This window comes from Azospirillum canadense, assembly GCF_025961225.1.
Classification (GTDB): domain Bacteria; phylum Pseudomonadota; class Alphaproteobacteria; order Azospirillales; family Azospirillaceae; genus Azospirillum; species Azospirillum canadense.
Map to the genome: position 1 here is coordinate 357,093 of NZ_JAOQNG010000005.1, position 17,841 is coordinate 374,933.

At 61.7% G+C, this 17,841-nt stretch carries 14 protein-coding genes and 1 pseudogene; 6 read left to right on the forward strand and 9 right to left on the reverse strand.

What is annotated here, in order from left to right; translation table 11 throughout:
• The first annotated feature begins 241 nt into the window (after positions 1 to 241).
• Together M2351_RS26340 and M2351_RS26345 are read left to right on the forward strand one after the other, a co-directional pair.
• On the forward strand, positions 242 to 793 hold the full coding sequence (locus M2351_RS26340) for a hypothetical protein (protein ID WP_264659014.1): 552 nt from the start codon (positions 242 to 244) through the stop codon (positions 791 to 793).
• 134 nt (positions 794 to 927) lie between these two features.
• Complete coding sequence (locus tag M2351_RS26345; RefSeq protein WP_264659015.1) at positions 928 to 1,542, forward strand: thermonuclease family protein; 615 nt, start codon at positions 928 to 930, stop codon at positions 1,540 to 1,542.
• Between the two features lie 294 nt (positions 1,543 to 1,836).
• Here M2351_RS26345 and M2351_RS26350 read toward each other — a convergent pair whose 3' ends face one another.
• The 8 genes and pseudogenes from M2351_RS26350 to M2351_RS26385 form a co-directional block, all read right to left on the reverse strand.
• Complete coding sequence (locus M2351_RS26350; protein ID WP_264659016.1) at positions 1,837 to 3,771, reverse strand: hypothetical protein; 1,935 nt, start codon at positions 3,769 to 3,771, stop codon at positions 1,837 to 1,839.
• An 866-nt stretch (positions 3,772 to 4,637) separates the two neighbouring features.
• A pseudogene (locus tag M2351_RS26355) lies at positions 4,638 to 4,867 on the reverse strand (transposase); the annotation flags it as partial.
• Between the two features lie 14 nt (positions 4,868 to 4,881).
• A complete protein-coding gene (locus M2351_RS26360; protein WP_264659017.1) occupies positions 4,882 to 5,097 on the reverse strand; it encodes a hypothetical protein in 216 nt (71 codons plus the stop codon).
• Between the two features lie 426 nt (positions 5,098 to 5,523).
• Positions 5,524 to 6,582 (reverse strand): IS110 family RNA-guided transposase, encoded by a 1,059-nt coding sequence (locus M2351_RS26365; protein ID WP_264659018.1) that lies wholly within the window; start codon positions 6,580 to 6,582, stop codon positions 5,524 to 5,526.
• A 189-nt stretch (positions 6,583 to 6,771) separates the two neighbouring features.
• Positions 6,772 to 8,166, reverse strand: a complete 1,395-nt coding sequence (locus M2351_RS26370; RefSeq protein WP_264659019.1) for a hypothetical protein — start codon at positions 8,164 to 8,166, stop codon at positions 6,772 to 6,774.
• Complete coding sequence (locus tag M2351_RS26375) at positions 8,163 to 8,588, reverse strand: hypothetical protein (protein WP_264659020.1); 426 nt, start codon at positions 8,586 to 8,588, stop codon at positions 8,163 to 8,165. The genes M2351_RS26370 and M2351_RS26375 overlap by 4 nt, the downstream gene beginning before the upstream one ends.
• The gene (locus tag M2351_RS26380) at positions 8,585 to 11,089 is read right to left on the reverse strand and encodes a hypothetical protein (RefSeq protein WP_264659021.1); all 2,505 of its coding nucleotides are present in this window, start codon (positions 11,087 to 11,089) and stop codon (positions 8,585 to 8,587) included. Before M2351_RS26380 ends, M2351_RS26375 begins: the two co-directional genes overlap by 4 nt.
• A 1,194-nt stretch (positions 11,090 to 12,283) precedes the next feature.
• A complete protein-coding gene (locus M2351_RS26385; protein WP_264659109.1) occupies positions 12,284 to 12,604 on the reverse strand; it encodes a transposase in 321 nt (106 codons plus the stop codon).
• A 204-nt stretch (positions 12,605 to 12,808) separates the two neighbouring features.
• Between M2351_RS26385 and M2351_RS26390 the strand changes: the two genes are divergently transcribed.
• The 4 genes from M2351_RS26390 to M2351_RS26405 all read left to right on the forward strand — a co-directional run bounded on the left by M2351_RS26390 (position 12,809) and on the right by M2351_RS26405 (position 15,779).
• Positions 12,809 to 13,267 carry a hypothetical protein gene (locus M2351_RS26390; protein ID WP_264659022.1) on the forward strand — a complete coding sequence of 153 codons (459 nt, stop codon included), beginning with the start codon at positions 12,809 to 12,811 and terminating at the stop codon, positions 13,265 to 13,267.
• Positions 13,268 to 13,528: 261 nt separating this feature from the next.
• A complete protein-coding gene (locus M2351_RS26395; RefSeq protein WP_264659023.1) occupies positions 13,529 to 14,257 on the forward strand; it encodes a zinc metallopeptidase in 729 nt (242 codons plus the stop codon).
• 369 nt (positions 14,258 to 14,626) lie between these two features.
• On the forward strand, positions 14,627 to 15,238 hold the full coding sequence (locus tag M2351_RS26400) for a ribbon-helix-helix domain-containing protein (RefSeq protein ID WP_264659024.1): 612 nt from the start codon (positions 14,627 to 14,629) through the stop codon (positions 15,236 to 15,238).
• Positions 15,239 to 15,251: 13 nt separating this feature from the next.
• Positions 15,252 to 15,779 (forward strand): YgjV family protein, encoded by a 528-nt coding sequence (locus tag M2351_RS26405; protein WP_264659025.1) that lies wholly within the window; start codon positions 15,252 to 15,254, stop codon positions 15,777 to 15,779.
• Here M2351_RS26405 and M2351_RS26410 read toward each other — a convergent pair.
• Positions 15,761 to 16,993 carry a LysR substrate-binding domain-containing protein gene (locus M2351_RS26410; protein WP_264659026.1) on the reverse strand — a complete coding sequence of 411 codons (1,233 nt, stop codon included), beginning with the start codon at positions 16,991 to 16,993 and terminating at the stop codon, positions 15,761 to 15,763. The genes M2351_RS26405 and M2351_RS26410 overlap by 19 nt on opposite strands.
• Between the last annotated feature and the right edge of the window lie 848 nt (positions 16,994 to 17,841).

The window sequence follows — 17,841 nt, forward strand, 5'->3', positions numbered from 1 at the left end:
CACGCCGGTCGCCGCCGCCGCGCCCACACCACCCACTCCCTTTCCGCCGCCCACCCCCATCCTGATCCCCACGACCTCGCCTGGCACCGCCTTCCCCGACCCCCCACCGCCGTTCCCGGGCGCTCCGCGCCACCCGCTCGGCCCGCCGCTCGCCGCGCCTCCTCCCTCCTTGACCGCCGGCCCGCTCTCGCCGACCGCGGCGCCGCGCAAAGCCTCCGGTCGCGCCACCCCCCTGGCCTCCATGCCGCCTTCGACGGCCGCCCCAACCCGCCGCCTTGTCCTGCCCTCGCTGCGCGTCTTCCTCGTTCCGGCGGCCGCGGCGATCGACCTCATCGTCACTTGCCTCCGCACCCGCCGCAAAGCTGCCGAGATCAAGCGCGCCGCTCGTCGCCCGTGCCCACCCCCTCTAGCCACGCAGCCAAACTCCACCGCCGTCGGCTCGCTCCTGCGCGTCGTCGTCTACACCACCTTTTTCATCGCCATCGGCACGGCTGGCATTTTTGGCTGGCGCGTCTACCAGGCCCCACCCTCGTGGCTGCTGGCGGCCCCGCCCCAGACCCGCTACGTCGTCCCAGCCTACAAGGCGCTGGTTCCGGTCTACCTCACACCGGAAGATGCACGCCTGTCCAAGATCGACCCTGGGCGGACGCCGACCATCAACCCCGGTGCCCGGTATCCCGTCACCGCAAGCCAGGGCGATGTCCTGCAGATCGCCATCACCGACACCAAGGGCCGGGCCACGACCGGCTGGGTCAGCGCTGACCTCATGCGCGACGCTCCGTCGCCCTTCTGACCCCAGACAGAGGCGCCGCAGGAGCACCCACCCCCAGCACCCCGCATCGCCCCGAATTCCCGAATCCTCGCCTCTGCGCATCCGGCGGCCCAACCGCCCTGTGTTTCCGCACCGCACCAACACTGGAGCGAACCATGTCCCGCCGTTTCCTCACCGCCGCAAGCACCACCCCGCTTGCCGCCATTCTTCTGACCGTCGCCACGGTCGTCGCCCCCGCCCTGGCCCTCGACCGCGCCCCGCCCGAGTGGAGGATCGGCGCCACCGTCACCGGCGCCGTGATCCAGGTGATCGATGGTGACACCCTGCGCGTCCGCAGCGGAGGCGGGTTGGCCGACGTCCGCCTGCACGCACTCGACGCCCCGGAGGCGAATCAGACCTGTGCGCGCCCGACCGGCGTTTCCTTCCAATGCGGCGCCGAAGCCACCGCCCAGATGGTCGACATTCTGCACGCCACCGCAGCCGCCTGCCCGTCCGGCCACATGCATGGTACCTGTCTCGCGGGGTCCGGCGTGCCGATCTCGTGTGAGGTCCTGGACCTGGACCGCCGCTGGGGTCGCCCGGTCGCCCGTTGCTTCCTCGGCCCGACCGACGTCGCCCGGGAGTTGGTGGTCCGCGGCTACGCCCGCGCCTCCTACGCCCAAGACTATGTCCTCCTTGCCGCCGCCGCCCGCTTCCAAAAGCGCGGCCTTTGGTCCGGCACCTGGATTGACCCGGCTGCCGTGCGCCACGGCCGCAGCGTGGCACCTTGAGTTCAACATCGGCCTTGGCACCTCCTCTCCGTGTCTTGCCTCGCTGAACCCGCTGAACGACGTCTTCGCCGAGCTCAAGCGCGGCTGACCGTTTTTCGCCGGCGAGGGGTTGCTCGGCTTCTCGCCGTTTTCCTTGCCGCGATGCCAACCACGGCGCCTCTTCCTCCCTCCCGCCACTGCTTCCGGTCCAACGGCCCCACACCCGGTGCAGCGGAACCGCAGCGTCTTCGGCCTTCAGTTGGCGCCCTGCTTCTGGATCATCGGCCCTGGCTCCGGTTCGGCCGACCACCCGATCTACTTCTGTGTCAGGCCGGACAGGCCAGCAACAATGAAGGACCCGATCGCGATCCCAATGAAGTTATAGCAATAGAAAACATATCTGACGCACGATATCTGTCTGGCTCTTTCTTCCTTCCAATCATCGAGCTGGACGATCGGTAGAAGCTGATCCAAGCTGTAAAATATCCTAGATGGACCACCACACGGAGGTTGTTTAAAGTACCACAAGATTATGGCACCAATTACAGCCAGCACCGCGACCCAACCCAGTGAACGGAAATAGCGCAGACCAATGCCGTAGCCGATGCTCCATTTGAGCAAACTTAGCCCCCACCACCGTAGATTAGGTTCCCTCCAGCGTGAATGATAGGTTTCCTTGCGTGCTCGTTCGCGACCTGCGTAAAGCACCCAATTCGCCTTGTCCGGCTCGCCAGCTGCTCGGAGAGCGTTGGCTAATTGCACGTATGACTGAGGAGCATAAGTGCTGTCTCGCGCAAGCCAGTTTGTAAACCAGTTCGATGAGCGGTTGAGTATTGCTGAGCCGGCATCCCTGTCGGTACTGCCCAGCCGTCCGTAAGAAAATCCGCCAAGTTTCAGTTTACCTTGCGCCGGCCAAGTATCGGGAGTATTCCCAATGGCCGAACAGACGCTATTACCGCGGTCTAACAGGGCTCCAGCGCTGGTATTGGACAAAACGAGTTCAGCATCGTCTGACCAGATGAGCGGTGATTGAGTAGAAGAGCCCAGTAAAATTTCGCTCCCTATGCGCCCGCCCGCGATGTTTAGGCCACTCAGGCTCGCACCAGAGAGGTCAAGGCTTCCTCCAATGTTTATGCCATTAGCTGGAATTGGATCTTTTACTGCTGCATTCCGGATGGACATATTCTTGCCAACCTGCATTCCCTTTGCATCTAAGATTCCCTTAATCTGGGCGCCGTTTAGATGAAATTCGCCTTTGATGACGGAAGCCTGCAAGTTTACCGATTCGAAAGTCGCAGATGGGTCCTCGCGGACGGAGGATTTGATGGATCTCATAAACAGGCTTTCTCCGAGCCGGAGGCCCATCATATTCAATTGACCATCTATTACAGCGTCGTCTAAGAAAATATTATCTTTAATTTCCGCTCCTTTGATGCTAACATCTTTGAAGGTTGACCTGTAACTTCCTTCAGACTGCATCCAAACACTTTTGCCAGCATGTAGTCCATCCAGTGTAAGACTGCCCGTGACTCCGGCTCCGGTCATAAACACGTTTTCGCCGATCTTTGCGCCATTGAGAGCAATTTTATTGAACACGGAGCGTTTGGTTTGCGTGGCCTTCATGTCTAAACTTCTTCCCACGCTAATTCCTTCCATGCTCAATATTCCCGTTACCAAGGCGCCTTGCAAAAAGAGGTTGCCGGTGATGTCGGCGCCATCGAGGCATATGTGCGTGAAGGCTGCCCGATGCGATTTTGTAGAGTTCAAGAAGAGACTTCTTGCCACTCGTAGGCCGGTCATGTCCAAAGTATCTTTTATAAAAATCCCATCCAGCAACAGATCGTTGCCGAACGCGGCCCCGCGAAGATTTACGCTCTCCAAAACGGCCGAATTCCTGAGAGACAGCCGCCTTTCGCTCTGTAGTCCTTCAAAGTCGATCGGCCCAGTGAAGCGGCACGCATCTAGCCACAGTGGAGCCTCCAGGCGGCCGTATGTCACTTTAAGCGGCCCATCAATAAGTGCCCCCACGATCCGTACACCCCTTGCCGAACAAAGCAACATGTTCGATTTGTGCGTCAGAAGTTCTATGATAAAGCCGGACTTGAGTTTTCTCCGTGCACCCCATAGCTGCGGACGCCGCGGATCAAGTTCTCCAACTTCGGCGTCAAAATCTTTAAGGTCTGCAATTTCACCATTCGCAATTCTGTCTATTACCCAATTTTCCAGCACCTTGCATATATCGCGTTCCATGCTCTTCATTCCTCCTTGATTGTATGGTGATGTGGCCTATGGATTCGAGCGTTCCCCAGTTGCCCAGGGGCAAGTTGCCGTGGTGCAGGTGCATCTTAGTTTGGCTCAGAGGGAACCTTGAGAGTATGGAGACTCTCTTGGTCCGTCCAAGGGCGCCCAGATTCGTCGTCATTCCGTTTTCAGCGTGGAGATTGAGTCGTTCAGTAAGAACTCTGACCGGGTTGTGAACTCCTCCATGCTCCGGTATATCGAGTTGGCTCAGCATTCTGACCTCGTTTAGTGGAACGACGTCAGGGTTCATGCGTATTATCTAGTGAATGGTCTCGTCTAATCCATCTTTGTTCTCCGTAATGTTCCTGGCTGGAAAGGTTAAATAATGTATCCGACGACAGACTACGTCACAAAGCCCGGCGCCGAAAGCCTCGTAACAATCCTTATAATTATAGCATGTGATTACCGTAAGCACAGCATACGGAGACATAATATACTCGAACTTCAATCGTCCTTTAGAGAGGTTATAAATGTATTTATCACCCTATCTCGAACGAAGCACAGAGAAGTGGAAAGGCCACATGGTAGAGGTTGCGCGATAATAAAGGAATACGTCATTTCGGCGCATATTACAAATACAGTGGTTTGGAAAGAGGAGACGTTGTCCCAGTGATTGCTTCCGTAATGCCCGAGTTCGCGACCACTGGGCACACGTGAGCGGCCCTGAAGGTACGTGGGGCAAAAGCCGCTATGGGGCGAGCGACGAGGGTGGTGCACCATCGTTGCGCTGACACCGATGGAGACGCCCGATAGCCAAGCCGTACGACCTGTCCAAGCCCCTCGTTGCTCTGGAGCATGATAGCACGCTGGTGTGCGCGCACGCGCGTGAGCAGCACGATGGCCGCCTCATCGCGCAGGGTGCGCAGCCGGGTATCACCGCGTCATGAGATGTGCCCGTCGTAATCGACTTCACCGGATTGGTATCGCCGGGGGTGAGGCCGAGTCACGCCCCAACATCACGGGATCTCTGGAAGGCCTCCGGGGTTTCCATGGCCGCCACGAAGGAGGCGGCGACGATCGGGCCAACGCCGGGCACCGTCGTCAGCCAAGGCCGGGCGTTCAGGTCGTTGCTGAGCGCATTCTGACGAGGCCGGGCAAGTACGGGGCCTCCGCTCCGGCCACGCCGAGACGGTGGCCGAGAAAGTCCCAGAAGGAGACGCCGAGCTTGGCGCAGGTCAGCAGCAGGCCGGCGAAGGCATCCCGACCGTCACGCCCCGGATCGGACTGGGTGCCGCCGGAGACCTTGCCCCTGCCAGACCGGCATCCATGCACCATCTATGGACGCTCCCCGCCCTTGCAAGAGCGACGTTCTCCGTTCCGGCCTCTGACTTGGTTGCAGCCATCTATTCGGCCTGTTGTTGCAGCAAAGCTGCTGGCCCGGATGAAATCCGCGGATCGGCTTCCATTCAAAGTGACGAGCGGATCTGCTCAGTGTTGCACACGGATTTGGCCGATCCCGGTCTGACCAGTCATTGCCATCCCATCGTTCATCGCCGTCGCAAGCCGAGGGAGAGCTTCTTCACCGTGCCCACGCCCAAGAGGGCACAGAACCTCATGTTAATCTCTTCCTCTTTGTTCGACCCAGAAGACCTCCTCTTCGTCCCGACCTGCCGCCCCCCGGACGCCGCGCGCAGCACAGGGCAAGGTCGGCCCAGCGGGCCGCCGCGCCAGCGGCTTGACCTTGCCCGCGCGAGCACGGCGTCACACTGGCGCCAACGGGACGCATGGTCCTTCTCCTCCCGGGGCCGCCACGGCCGGACCTGGGCGCCGATAGGTTTCACCGCGGACCATCACGGCCCAGGCGATGCGCGCCGTCTTGTTGGCCAGGGCCACCGTCACGACGTTCATCGGCCGGCGCTGTAGCAGGCCGGCGAGCCACGGCGAGGTCGTGCGCCACCAGCGGACGACCGCACGAGCGCCGTGCACGAGCAGTTGGCGCACGTAGCCATCGCCGGCTTTGGTGATATGGCCGAGCCGCTCGGTGTTGCCGCTGGAGTGCTGCAGGGGCACCAGCCCCAGCCACGCCGCCAGATGCCGCCCGGAGGTGAAGGTCTTCGCGTCCCCAACGGTCGCCACCAAAGCGGTCGCGACCATCGGGCCAATCCCCGGGATCGTCATGAGGCGACGGCACACCTCATCGCCCTTGGCTTGCTCGGCCAACTGCGTCTCCAGCTCGCCGATCCGGCGCTCGGCATCGCGCAGGTGATCGACCAAGCTCTGCAGCACCGTCTTGGCCAGAGTGGGGATCCGCTCGTCGCCGGGATCGGCCAGCCGTGCGGTCAGTTCGGCCACCTTGTGGGCGCCTTGCGGGGCGATGATGCCGAACTCGGCCAGATGCCCACGCAGCGCGTTGATCAGCTGCGTCCTCTGGCGCACCAGCAGAGCCCGCACACGGTGGAGGACCAACGTGCTTTGCTGCTCCGGCGTCTTGATCGCAACAAAGCGCATGCTCGGCCGCTGGACGGCTTCGCAGATCGCTTCGGCATCGGCGCGGTCGTTCTTGTGGCGCTTGACGTAGGGTTTCACGTACTGCGGCGGCATCAATCGCACAGTGTGGCCCAGCTGGGCGAGCTCCCGAGCCCAAAAATGCGCACTGGCGCAGGCCTCCAGGCCGACCAGACAGGGCGGCAGAGTCGCGAAGAACGCCCGCACCCCGTCGCGGCGCAGGCGCTTGGTCAGCACCGTCTTGCCCTGCGCGTCTACGCCGTGAACCTGGAACACCAACTTCGCCACATCCAAGCCGATGATCGTCGCACGCATCGCACCGTCTCCGTGATGAGAGGGACTTCCCCCATCAGATGGCGTCACCACGCCAGAAACGGGGAGCGTCCATCCCATTCACGCTGGGTCTATGCGCCAAAGCCATCCCAAGGGTCAAAGTTCAACACACCGACCACCTGACCATGGTCCGGATCATCTTCGAGGCCACCGACACTCGGCTTCCACCCCTCACTTCTGGACAGACAATTCCCCAATTAACGCTTCACCAATCTCGCATCCGGCTCCGACGCAGAGCCCGGCCAGTTCAGGAGTCACCTTGAATTGGCGGGTGCCGACATAAGTGATCGTGACGGAGGCGGCAATTTTGGAGGCCGCTTCCACTATAGCGGGAACAGAAGCAGACGAGGCTGCTCGAACTGCCGCAAGCGAAACGAGTTGACCTGATGCTGCCGCCGCCTCAGGTCCAGTGATAACTGCTGCAGCCCCAGCCGAACCTGCAGCAGCACCGACAGCCGCGCCGATCGCAACCCCAAGCCCCACCGCAGCAACAGCTGCGGCCGTGGCAAGGATTAGGAGCCCGCAATATATCACTAACTTTTTGGCTTCTTCATCTTGTTGTTCGGAAAAATATAGCAGATCTCGCCGCCTTTGAATTGCAAGCACTAGAACCGACTCCACATCTGCTGCAGTTACCTCTGCGATCCGGCGGGCCATCGCCTTGCGAGGCCTCCGTTGCTTGCTCCGCAGTGTCATATTGTACGCAATTATCCCCGGAAGTTCACTCTTGACGATAGGTGTGATGAGAAATTCAGTTCCGTCCGGGATCGTTATTTCAAATGGTAGTATCACTCGTTGATCCAGCATCGCGGGGTCGCCAGCGTCCATACGCGGCAGTGGCCTTTCTGAACGGTAGTGCGCCATCACCCGCGCCATCTCGTAATTGTCTAAGTACCCCCAAAGCTGAAGCAAATTGGCTGAGGAGAGTGACGCCGGCTTTACTTCCCAGAATTCGCGCTGATCAATATCGATGATGTCGCAGCGCTGACCTGCGAGACAATAGTTAAGGCCGCCATATACACTTTGAATGTCATTCAAGGCGAGCCTAGACAATAACTCGTCAGTTCCATCTTGGAAGAACACACGGCCGTCGCAGGCGACCGCGGAGGTCCGATTATTATCCAAGTAACATTCCAGGTATCTCTCCCCGATTATTTTATGAACCATGCGGCCGACCTCAAATGCAAGCCGGCTTATGGGATCGCGCTTCCGGTCACGGCAAAGCTGTGGAACTCCGATCGCATATAGAAGGGTAGATGACAGCGACAAGTAATTGGCGTCCGCAGCCCGTGCGTAAAGCCAGCGGACCCCCCAATCCTTGATGCTGCGATCCCTTGCTTGCGCATTATTTGAAGGCTTGCGATAGTTCCCCGTATAAAGCCGGTGACTAGGTGGGTAGTGGACGCGGTCGGGAGGCGGTTTTATTTCTTTTAACCACGTGTCGGCGAGACGATGAAACGCGAGCCGGTAGTCACGCTCGTTCTCGAATGGTTCCATGGTAGAGATCGGCAGCGGAGGTGGTCGGCGGCAGTTGTACGGGCGTGGTGGCTTGATCGTCTTGGTCACGGCCGCCCTCCTTCCTCCTTGTTGTCCGGGATCACACCGAACTTCTCCATAGCCAGCAGCGCAGTGCGAGCATCTATTTCGTCTTCTTGGTCAGACATAGGAGTGACCTTTCTTTTGGGTCTGAAGGCCGCACCATTGAGCATGTTAGCGAGAGCGAGCGGCCCTCTCGCCGCAAGCTGATTGACGTCATCCACGGCCAAAGCAGATGCCAACCATGCCTCGACGCTCGTGCCAGAGCCTGTCGCTTCGTACAGGGCATCTAGGCCAGCAGTGAGCAGTTCGCTCAGCTGCCTGGATGGCTCAATCCCGCCCGACGTCGGTTCTAGTGATCCGGGAATGCGGCTCATCAGCAGGGCTTGATCGACAATCTCCTGAAGTAGTCGTGTCGACGATGTTTCTGGCGGTTGTAGTTTATCGCTCATGTTTCGGGCTCCGCAAACAGAGGTATACTTGGATTCAACTCGCTCGTCGGCTGCAGGCGGATGAGCTGAGTGGGGAGCCGCACAGGATCCAGGGGCCTCTTCTGCGGGGCCACCTGACCCGTACCGAGGCTTTCGGCGATTTCCTCGGCGATGCCGAGGTAGGCAGGATCCCCTACAGTTGGAACCTGGCCACCATTCCAGATAACACCGGTAGCCAAGTAGAGACAGATAGCTGCTTCGAAGCCAGGCCGTACGGGCACTGAGACCCGGGTAGCTCCAGCCGAGAGGAAAGCTGCCCATTGCGGATCATTCTCTCTACGACGAATGCTGTCGGCCCACTGAGTGGTATCTGCCCAATAATATGGATAATGCACCCATGTCATGTCTGGCCACTCGAATGACTGCTCAAAAAACTGAATGTCATCCCGTTCTTTGGCCACTATCCCAAGATCGAGGGTGGGTCGATCGTGGTCGGGTCGCGTGACCGCCCTGCCTGCGAACTTCCCCTTATCCTGAGAGTCGCCGAGTAGCATGTGGATCACCGAGCGGCGAAGCTCTCGACGCTCTACGACCCGGTTCTCTTCCGGGCTGGTGCCTCGCAGGGGCGAGGATGCCGCGTCACCACGGGCGAGCGAATCGGCGCGTGCCTTTCGCGCCATCCAATCCTGATGTGTAACATCCCAAGCGCTCAACACTTTATCATATACCTCGAGCTTCCACCTGTTCAGTTCATCGACTGTGCGATCACAGTGCACGCGCACCGACGCGGACATATCGATCAGGCCACGGCCCAGCATCACGACAGAGATGGTGGAATCTTGCTCCGCGCTGATATTGCCGGACAAGAACTTGTTTAATTGGTCTGGGTCGTTATTTACCTGTGGCTGAGCACTTTCGCCAACGCCAACCATCCACACGTGTTCAGGCGTCCCCTTATCCCCCCACGTTACGCACTGTGCTGCCCAACTCACTGCGCGGTAACCGGACGGAACCTTCAGCGTCTTGCTGTCTTGGAACACGAAAAGATCGGATCGAGTCGCCGGCTGGAAGCTCACCGAAATGTCGACGCTTGTTTGGGGAGGCGCTTTGACGCCGCGGGCACCATACAGACCGACGAGTTGGAGATAGTTGTTCTCGTTGATGTGCTCTGGGCTCAGATCCTCTGCGGCATTCGCCGGATTGTTGGGCTTGGACGGCTCAGGATCGTCCTCCGCATGCGTCATGCTGGCGATCGCCCACTGAAATATCGCCGCCGGTTCAGGCACGATGAACTCCAACATCACGCGCTTTCCGTAATTCTCCATCCACGCTTCTTGGACCTGCTCCACGTACCGGTAAATACCTACGATGTGCTCCGTGTTAGGGCCGGAGTTGTCAAAACCGTGGAGATTCGTCTCTTCCGTCTCAAGCAGGTGTCGGACAGTACGGGTTTCCCGAATTCGATCCATGACCCGTTGCTTGGCCTGCTGCGTGACGGAGTTCGCAATGCTCGCGGCTGCGTGGGTTACAGACTCGTTGCTATCGTGCCGCGCCAAGCGGGCGTCTGTTTCAATACTAACCGTAGGTCCATAGGATGCACTCGCCTTGAGTCCAGCCTCAATGTCGGTGCTGGAGCTAAGCGCCTGAACCGCTTCCTGCTGCATCTCAACGTTGGACGCCGTGGTCAGGTCCTTGAGGGTTTCTTGGGACCGTTCGGTCTCACGGGTAGTGGTCTCTTCGTTCTCCTCTCGTATCCGATGGGTGCGCTCGCGCTTTTCGCTCGCCATCACGTTCTCGATGTGCGCGATGGGACCAGGAACATAGCGCGCCGATCCCAGACACACTTTAGTGAGATCTGCTATGGCGGGCGGGCGAGCCAGCGGGTTCTGGTTTGTTGGCGTCGCCTCCAAGGGCAGCTGAACTGTTGCATAATGCAAAAACCGCTGGACATCCAAAGCGCTTAAAGGCGCCGGAGCGCGCGAAATAGTCTCAACCAGGGCCATGAGACGGCAAGCGCGGAGCATTGCCGTCGCAAGAACAAGATTGCGCGTCGACTCGGCACCACTAGGAAAAAGAGCGTTGATGAGGCTCCGATGTACCGATTCCTTCAACTTGCCCCATTCCTCAGCTGCCACTATAGCGTCAATGTTAAGGCCTGTTTTTTTCTTAAACCACTCGCTCACTTCGGGAGATTCCCATGCTTCATTTCTTCCAGCAATCTCAAGATCAAACTCGCCTAGCAGGACCTGCTTCTCGTCATCTTCCGCAATTATTCTAACGGCTAGTGCAGAGAGATGGCCACTCACAGCGTCGCCCGATAAAAGCACGTTGCCGTCCGCGTGCCCTTCGCCATCGACAGCTTCTCCGCCATCAACATCGATATTTCTTCTGCCGGCAACTTTAATAACACGCGAATCCTCTAGGAAGAGCTTGGGCGCGCGAACGGCGGCGAGCTTGAAGAGCTCTACGTCACCATTCGCGTCTTGCGCAGTTTCAGTCTTAGTTTCAGTGGTGTCGGTCATGACTCCTCCGTATGATAAAATTGGCCCATTAGAAGGGGGGCGCACAGAAGTATCGTGTAAAGACCTTGCTGTAGTCGCAAAGCCAATGACTTTCTCAAGAAAACCAAATAAACAGTTCCAAAGAAAAGCTCTGACATCAAGGTCGCGGAAGTTAAAAGGTGATCTCAACGCCGTTCCCAATTACCTCCTGTGCGGCAACTCAGGGATTAGTCGTCATGAATCACGATAATTGTAATCTATCGTCTGTAGACAATTACGTTAGACCAAGGCGACCGGCGCATCAGCCAGTATGGTCAGCCGGAATGTGGCGGGGAAAAACCTGCTTATTTCCGGTATTTGCGCCGAAACACGAACTGGACGATTAGCCATTTAATTAATGTGTTGTTCCAACGTGATTAAAGACAAGACAATGCTAGCTAACGTGTGTCAAGCAAGCTCAACGACGCACCCGTCTTATTGGGGGGTGAACATCCCGACGACGATAGCATGGGCTGCATCAAGACCACTGTACACACTTCAAAATGCCGGATCTACCTTCACGCAATGCCACTCGTGCCTATTTAATCAGAATGAGTGACTTATCCCTCTACCTCAGGCATTCTGGGGGTCAGCAAGTTGCTCAGGAGGGCGTCGAGGCCGCATCCCCGAGCAATCACCTTTTGCGGGCTTCAAAGCATTCTGTGCGAAAGTCATTGGAGAAAACAGGGTGAACTCATAGTTTGTGAGTAATCACTTGTATGGAATGTGAGAGGCAAGTCGGTCATTGTCGTCTCGTTATTTCTGTTTGGGGCGGTGACCGGGTCAAGCGCGCGTCCGGTCGGCGCTTCAGCGCAGCGTGGTGCGGCGCGCCTGTGAGGCGGACAACGCCCCGCTCCATGCTGCCGTGCGCCTCGAAAGCCATGGCTTTGGAAGTTGCCCCGCGGCGAGCGGTCTTGCGGCCGTCGCTCCAAGAGGAGCCCGCCATCGGCCGCGGACAGCGCGCCACATCCTTGCATCTGGTGGGCCCCAAGGGTCCGAACCATCGTACGGCCATGCGCATCAAGCGGCCAAGCTTCGGGGCGGCGGACGCAGTCTCACGGTCGGTACAGGGGCCATGCAATTACGCGGGGCCCCGCCACCTCGGATCGGCGTCGGCACCCAGCTACGGTTGCCCGCGCGGGTGCTGAAGCGGTGTGTTCCGGGCGGGATCGATGCTCATGAGGCGCCCCGTAAGGCCATGCCCTCGGGCGGCGCGCCAGTGGTCGCGAATTGCCAGAGCACAATCAGTAACTTGCCGGCGAGCGCGACGATCATGGACTTGCGGGTGCCGCGGGCGGTCTCGGTGCTTCGCCAGTACCAGCGCGCCAGGGCGTTGTCTTTCTGAAAGAGCAGGAGCGCCAAGCCAGCGGGAATAATGCCTCGGCGGCCCCGGGCGTTGCCGGCGCGGGCGAGCCCCCGGTCGCGGCATTTGGACCCGCTCTCGTCGGGCGATCCGGTGAGACCCGCGGAACGCGCCACCGCTCGTCCGTCGGAAATGGGGCTTTATTGTCGAAACCGGACGGTCGCGGCGCCCCGCCACCCTATTTCGCTCGGGGTGTTCGCAGAACGCATAGCGCCCCGGCCTGTCAGCCACCGGTGCGTTACGACGGCGTGTTATGGTGGCGCCAGTCACAACCAGCCTCCTTTTGGTGGTAGGGTGCGCAGCGCCAAGGACGGTTGGTCGGCATCAAAGGAAATACGATGATTGTAACGCGTCACGACAACACCTCAACAACGGCCAATCTGGCGTCGCTTCTCACCGCCGCCGTTGATCGGAACGTCGCATCGGTCCGACTGTTTGCCTCGCCCACCGCGATGACACCCGACGCTTCGCCCGCCGACGGTCCCGCGACCAACTTTCCGTTGCTTGCCGCGATGGTGACGTTTGCCAACGGCGACGTCACCGTGTTTGACGGCCTCTTCCTTACTGCCCAACGGCGTGCCCGTTACGCGGAAGTTCGAGACCTTCTTGACGCTCTCCAGGACACCGGCAAGGCGTCTTTCGCCGACGAGCGTGCTCCGTTCACCGCGGCTCGATCGCCCGAGGCCGCGTGTCGGACACTTTTCTCGCTCGGTCCCGTTCAAGCGCTGACCAGCGCATCAAGGGCCCAGTATTTCACCTATCTCAGCACTCTGCCCGAAGCCGCATTCGAACAATAGCGCGGCACCGCGGCGCTCCTCAGGCCACGAGGAGCGCTCAGCGCGCCGGCCAGTCTGCCAAAAAGGACGGAATCCCCCATGACCATCGTGAAGACGCTTCATGGCTGGTGGGTGCTCTGGCGCCAAACCGATGAGCCGCTGCGGACGGTCCTTCGTTGGCGTCCCAAACGCTGAAATCGAACGATAGCACGGCACAGTGGCGCTTCTCACGCCGTGAGGAGCGCCTCGCCCGCCGGTCGCGCTTCCCAACAAGGAACAATCATGCTCACCGGACCTATGACTGACACAAACGTTGCGGCTTGGCTTTGGCTGGCGCTGTCCTGCCTTTTGCTTCTCGCTGCCCGGCTGGTTTTGGCACGCCGGGTGTTGCGACCCGACGACTATGCTGGCAATCGGCCTTTCACGCCGGTCGAATTCGCCGAAATGACCATTGCCCGCTACCGATTGTCGACGCGAGTGGCTGTTGGAGGGCGCCGGAACAAGTTTGATCCGAAAACCGACACGGTTCATTTGACACAGGATGTTGCCAATCGGCGAGACGGTCGCGCCTACGCGACTGTCAGCCATGAGGTCGGGCATGCCATCCGCTATCATGATTGCCGTCCCCTTACGGTGCTGTATGCAAAGCTCGGCTTATGGGCGCCCGCGGCGGCGTTAACCGTGGCGGCACTCGCGCTTGCCGCAAGGGTCTTTGATGTAGAGGCGTTCGTTTACCTTTCGAAATGGACGGGCGCGGCCGCACTCGAGGCGGCTGCATCGTCCGTAACTCTCGGTATCAGCACCGCCGCGGCCACGGCCCTGTTCGCCATTGTCGCGTCCGATGAATGGCGCACCTCATTCCCCCTGGCCCTCACCTTGATGGAGCAGGCCGGCGTCTTCAGCGAGGATGACATTGCCATCGGCCGATCCAGCCTGACGGCGGCGGCGGCAACCTACCTTCTGCCATTTGCCATTCTTCCGGCCTTTGTCATCGCACTGTGGCCGCTCTAGAGCGAAAGGATGTGGACCTTGCGGCTTCCCGCGGAACTCCTTCTGCGATCCAAGGCGGTGGAGACGGGCACCGTCAGCGTGATCGGCGCGTTTCTCGCCAACGAAGGCTGGGACGTGTAGGAGGGGCTGCCCATCGCCGCGGCCCGGCGCAGCCGGACCGCGCCACCGACGCCGGATCACGCCTTCGTTCACGTGGCCTGGCGTCCCCGCGTCCGTTTCGTGTTCGCTTCCCGTATTCGTGTTGGCGTTTTCCGTTTTCTTGGCGTTCCCCCGAGCCGCGCGATGCCCTACGGTTGCGTCGTACCGCGTGATTGTGCCCGCCCAGACCCCGTCAAGACTTCCAGACCAAAAGGCCTGCCGAAGATGACCATGCTTCAGTCGATCGACGTCCGCCCCTCTGCGCCAGACGTTAAGCCGTATACCGAGCGGCATGACGGTCTGCGAGTCCCCGTTCCCTCGCGCCGCCTTGCGCCGACGCCGCGCAAGCTGCGGGTCATCGGGCGCGACGTGTCGGTTCGCATGGAGCAACATCGGTGGGATGATTTCGAGCACATCAGTGCGGCCATCAAAGCGTCCCCGAGTGAACTTGCCCGTCGGATTGTGGCGCGCACCGCCGGCGTCTATGGTCCGACGGCCGCGATCCGCGAATTCATCCTGCGCTATTGGCGCTCGGCCGCGGAGATGCCCCATGTGGACGCCGAGGCGCGGGTCCGGGCGGTGCTGTGGCACCTCGGGGCACCGCCGCAGGACCAGATGGACGGGGTGATCATCCGCCTGCAGGACACCCTCGCCCCGCACCTCACGCCGGGCCGGGTCGAGATGATCGCGGCGCAGTCACGCGTCGATCTTGGCGCGTTCGCGGCCCAGGTTCGCGCGGCGTGGGGTGGTGACGCGCCGTGGCAGAGCGGGCAGGATGGCATCGCGGGACGCGTTCTGGAGGCGCTTGTCCCGTTCGCGGCGGCCGATTCCCGTGCCGGCTGACCTACTCCCGGCGATGCCCGCCGCAGACCTCGCCGGTGCGGTTGCCTTCAGCCTGGTCGCGCTCTGGCCCCTGCTGAAGGGCCGCCGGGCCATGCTGCTCGGACAAGCGGCAAGCGCCGTCGCGTTCGGTGTGCATTACCTGCTGCTGAAGGCGCACACCGGCGCGGCGATGACGGCGCTGTCTCTGATCCAGGGCCTGTCGGCGCTGCCCTCCGGCCGGTCGCGGGTGCGGACTGTTGTGTTCGCGGCCACCGTGCCGGCCATGCTTGGGCTGGTTGGCCTGACCTGGCACGGCTGGTCCTCGGTGTGCGCGGCCGCCGGCTTGCTGCTGGCCACCGCCGGGCGGTGGCAGGGGACCGCCTTGGGCCTGCGGTTGGGCTTTTTCGCGTCCGGCATCGCCTGGATTTGCCACGACGTCATCACCGGCAGCCAGTACGGCCTGGCCGCCGACCTGTTCTGCATGGCGGCGCTGATCATCGGCGCGCTGCGCGAACACCGGCAGCGTCGCCAGCCAGCGGCCGTTCAGCGCAAGCCGGCCTGACTCATGATTTCGATGCATTCCTGAATGACGGCCCGATACCGGGCGATGTGCCGCAGGTGCTCGTGGTAAACGAGCCAGAAGGGCGCGGTGGCGGTGCACGGGAGATCGATCAGGACGAGCGTGTCGTGCTGGTCGAGAACACCGCTGGGCTGGAGAGAAATGCCATGCCCCGCCACCGTGGCCGCCAAAAGGGACATGGACAGGTCGGTTTCCAAACGCACGCGCGGCGAGCCCCGGCAGATGCGGCCCCAGCGCGCGAAATCGGGGTCGTCGCTGTGCTCCGTGTAGTAGGTGTGGGTGAGCAACCAGTGCTCGCTCGCCAACTCCTCCCAACGCTGCGGCACGCCGTGCCGGGCGAGGTAGCCGCGTGACGCCACCGGACGGAAGTCGATCCGCCCGAGGGGCAGGCGGATGAGCGCCTTGGCCTGCGGCTCGCTGTAGCCGATCCAGAGATCGGCCTCGCCGTTGGCGAGGTCGGGCTGATGGGGGCGGTATTGCAGCTGCACGGCGAGGCCGGGGAACCGCTCGTACAGGCGCTCTAGGCGGGGCGTGACCCAGAACGCACCCAAGCCGTCCGTGGTGGCGATGCGGACCAGACCTTCGGGCCGGTGATTGAGGCCGATGAGGCTGCGGTTGGCGTCGGCAACCGCGGCCTCCATGACCAGAGCGGCGGTGCGCAGCGCCTCCCCGGCCGGAGTCAAGTGGATGGTCCCGCGCGACCGTGTGCTGAGGCCGAGGCCGAGCGCGTGCTCAAGGCTGTACAGGTGCCGCCGCGCCGTTTCGAAGCTCATGCCGGCGTCGCCCGCCGCCTTCACGAAGGTGCCGGTGCGGCCGTAGGCCAGGAAGACCCGCACCCCATCCCACTGCCCATTGAGCGTCGGGGCGGGCTTGTGGGGCAGACGCTCGCCGGTGCGAAGCGCCGTCACGGCCTGAAGGGCGGTCGCGGCGGCCGCGTCCATCGCCTCCGCGGCCGTCAGCAGCGCGCGGCCGGCCGGGGTCAGCTTCAGGCCGACGGACGACCGGGTGAACAACTGGGTGCCCAGGGCGGATTCCAGCGCGCCGATCTGACGGTGCACCGACGACAGCGGCTCTCCCAGCGCCTTGGCGCCGTGCAGAAGCGCGCCCTCCCGGGCCACGGCCAGGAAGACCCGCATCAAATCCCAATGGCGATCGAGCGGTGATGCGGGCGCGGCGGTGTGGCTGGGCGGAAGCATGGTTCAGGTTTAGGTGGATTGGTGTCAGCGATCAAGCATTCCGCGTCCCGCCCCATCGGCCGCGGCCATTTGTTGTTGGCCACCGCGCGCCGTGCAAACCATTGAGCACCCACACGAGGAGCCCCACCGTCGCCCCAAGCGGCCTCGGGGCTCACTCCGGGTAGGCCCGCCATCACATCTTGGCAAACCCGTCGGCTCCGTAGTAGTCTGACCGCCGGAATGAAGGGAGAGTCCCAATGGGCTGGCGGCCATCGCGCGGCAACCCCGCGCAGATGAGTTTTCTTGAGCAACTTCTCGCCGCCCCGCCGCTCCAATCACCCCCATCCATTTCCGACACCACCAGTGCCCGCCCCCAACCGGCCGCACCCCAGGAGTCTCCCCGTGCCGCAGCTGCCTCTGGACCCGATGCAAACGACCGCCGCCGAGGTCGCCACCTTGGAGCGCCGACGGGGCCGGGAACTCCCCCCCTCGTCACCGCTCCTGACGACGCTTCTGGGCTCCCCGCCCGGGACGCCGCTCCTGTCGCCCCTCCCACCGCTGCACCAGCCGCCCCCGGCCCCGACGCCTTCCCCGGCGCCGAACACTGGCAGCCCGGTGACCGCGCCCGCGTCATCGCCGCCCTGAACGCCGCTCCGCCCGCCGCCCGGTCCTACATCCACACCCGCAAACTGCCACTCCTCCCGATCGACGCCGCCGCGCTCGACACCCTCCCGCGCCCGCACCGCCGCGCCATCCAGGCCGACGGCGTCCTCCCCTACCTGAAGCAGGGCATCCACCTGCTGCCCGGCCGCGACCCCCGACCCCACCGCCTTTCTGCACGCCATCGCCTGGACCGCCCATTTCCACGC

Bases quoted from the DNA above. Each gene is read 5' to 3' on its own strand.
- M2351_RS26340 (WP_264659014.1), top strand. From the start codon at position 242: ATGCCGCCTTCGACGGCCGCCCCAACCCGCCGCCTTGTCCTGCCCTCG.
- M2351_RS26345 (WP_264659015.1), top strand. From the start codon at position 928: ATGTCCCGCCGTTTCCTCACCGCCGCAAGCACCACCCCGCTTGCCGCC.
- M2351_RS26350 (WP_264659016.1), bottom strand. From the start codon at position 3,771: ATGGAACGCGATATATGCAAGGTGCTGGAAAATTGGGTAATAGACAGA.
- M2351_RS26360 (WP_264659017.1), bottom strand. From the start codon at position 5,097: ATGGTGCATGGATGCCGGTCTGGCAGGGGCAAGGTCTCCGGCGGCACC.
- M2351_RS26365 (WP_264659018.1), bottom strand. From the start codon at position 6,582: ATGCGTGCGACGATCATCGGCTTGGATGTGGCGAAGTTGGTGTTCCAG.
- M2351_RS26375 (WP_264659020.1), bottom strand. From the start codon at position 8,588: ATGAGCGATAAACTACAACCGCCAGAAACATCGTCGACACGACTACTT.
- M2351_RS26380 (WP_264659021.1), bottom strand. From the start codon at position 11,089: ATGACCGACACCACTGAAACTAAGACTGAAACTGCGCAAGACGCGAAT.
- M2351_RS26390 (WP_264659022.1), top strand. From the start codon at position 12,809: ATGATTGTAACGCGTCACGACAACACCTCAACAACGGCCAATCTGGCG.
- M2351_RS26395 (WP_264659023.1), top strand. From the start codon at position 13,529: ATGCTCACCGGACCTATGACTGACACAAACGTTGCGGCTTGGCTTTGG.
- M2351_RS26400 (WP_264659024.1), top strand. From the start codon at position 14,627: ATGCTTCAGTCGATCGACGTCCGCCCCTCTGCGCCAGACGTTAAGCCG.
- M2351_RS26405 (WP_264659025.1), top strand. From the start codon at position 15,252: ATGCCCGCCGCAGACCTCGCCGGTGCGGTTGCCTTCAGCCTGGTCGCG.
- M2351_RS26410 (WP_264659026.1), bottom strand. From the start codon at position 16,993: ATGCTTCCGCCCAGCCACACCGCCGCGCCCGCATCACCGCTCGATCGC.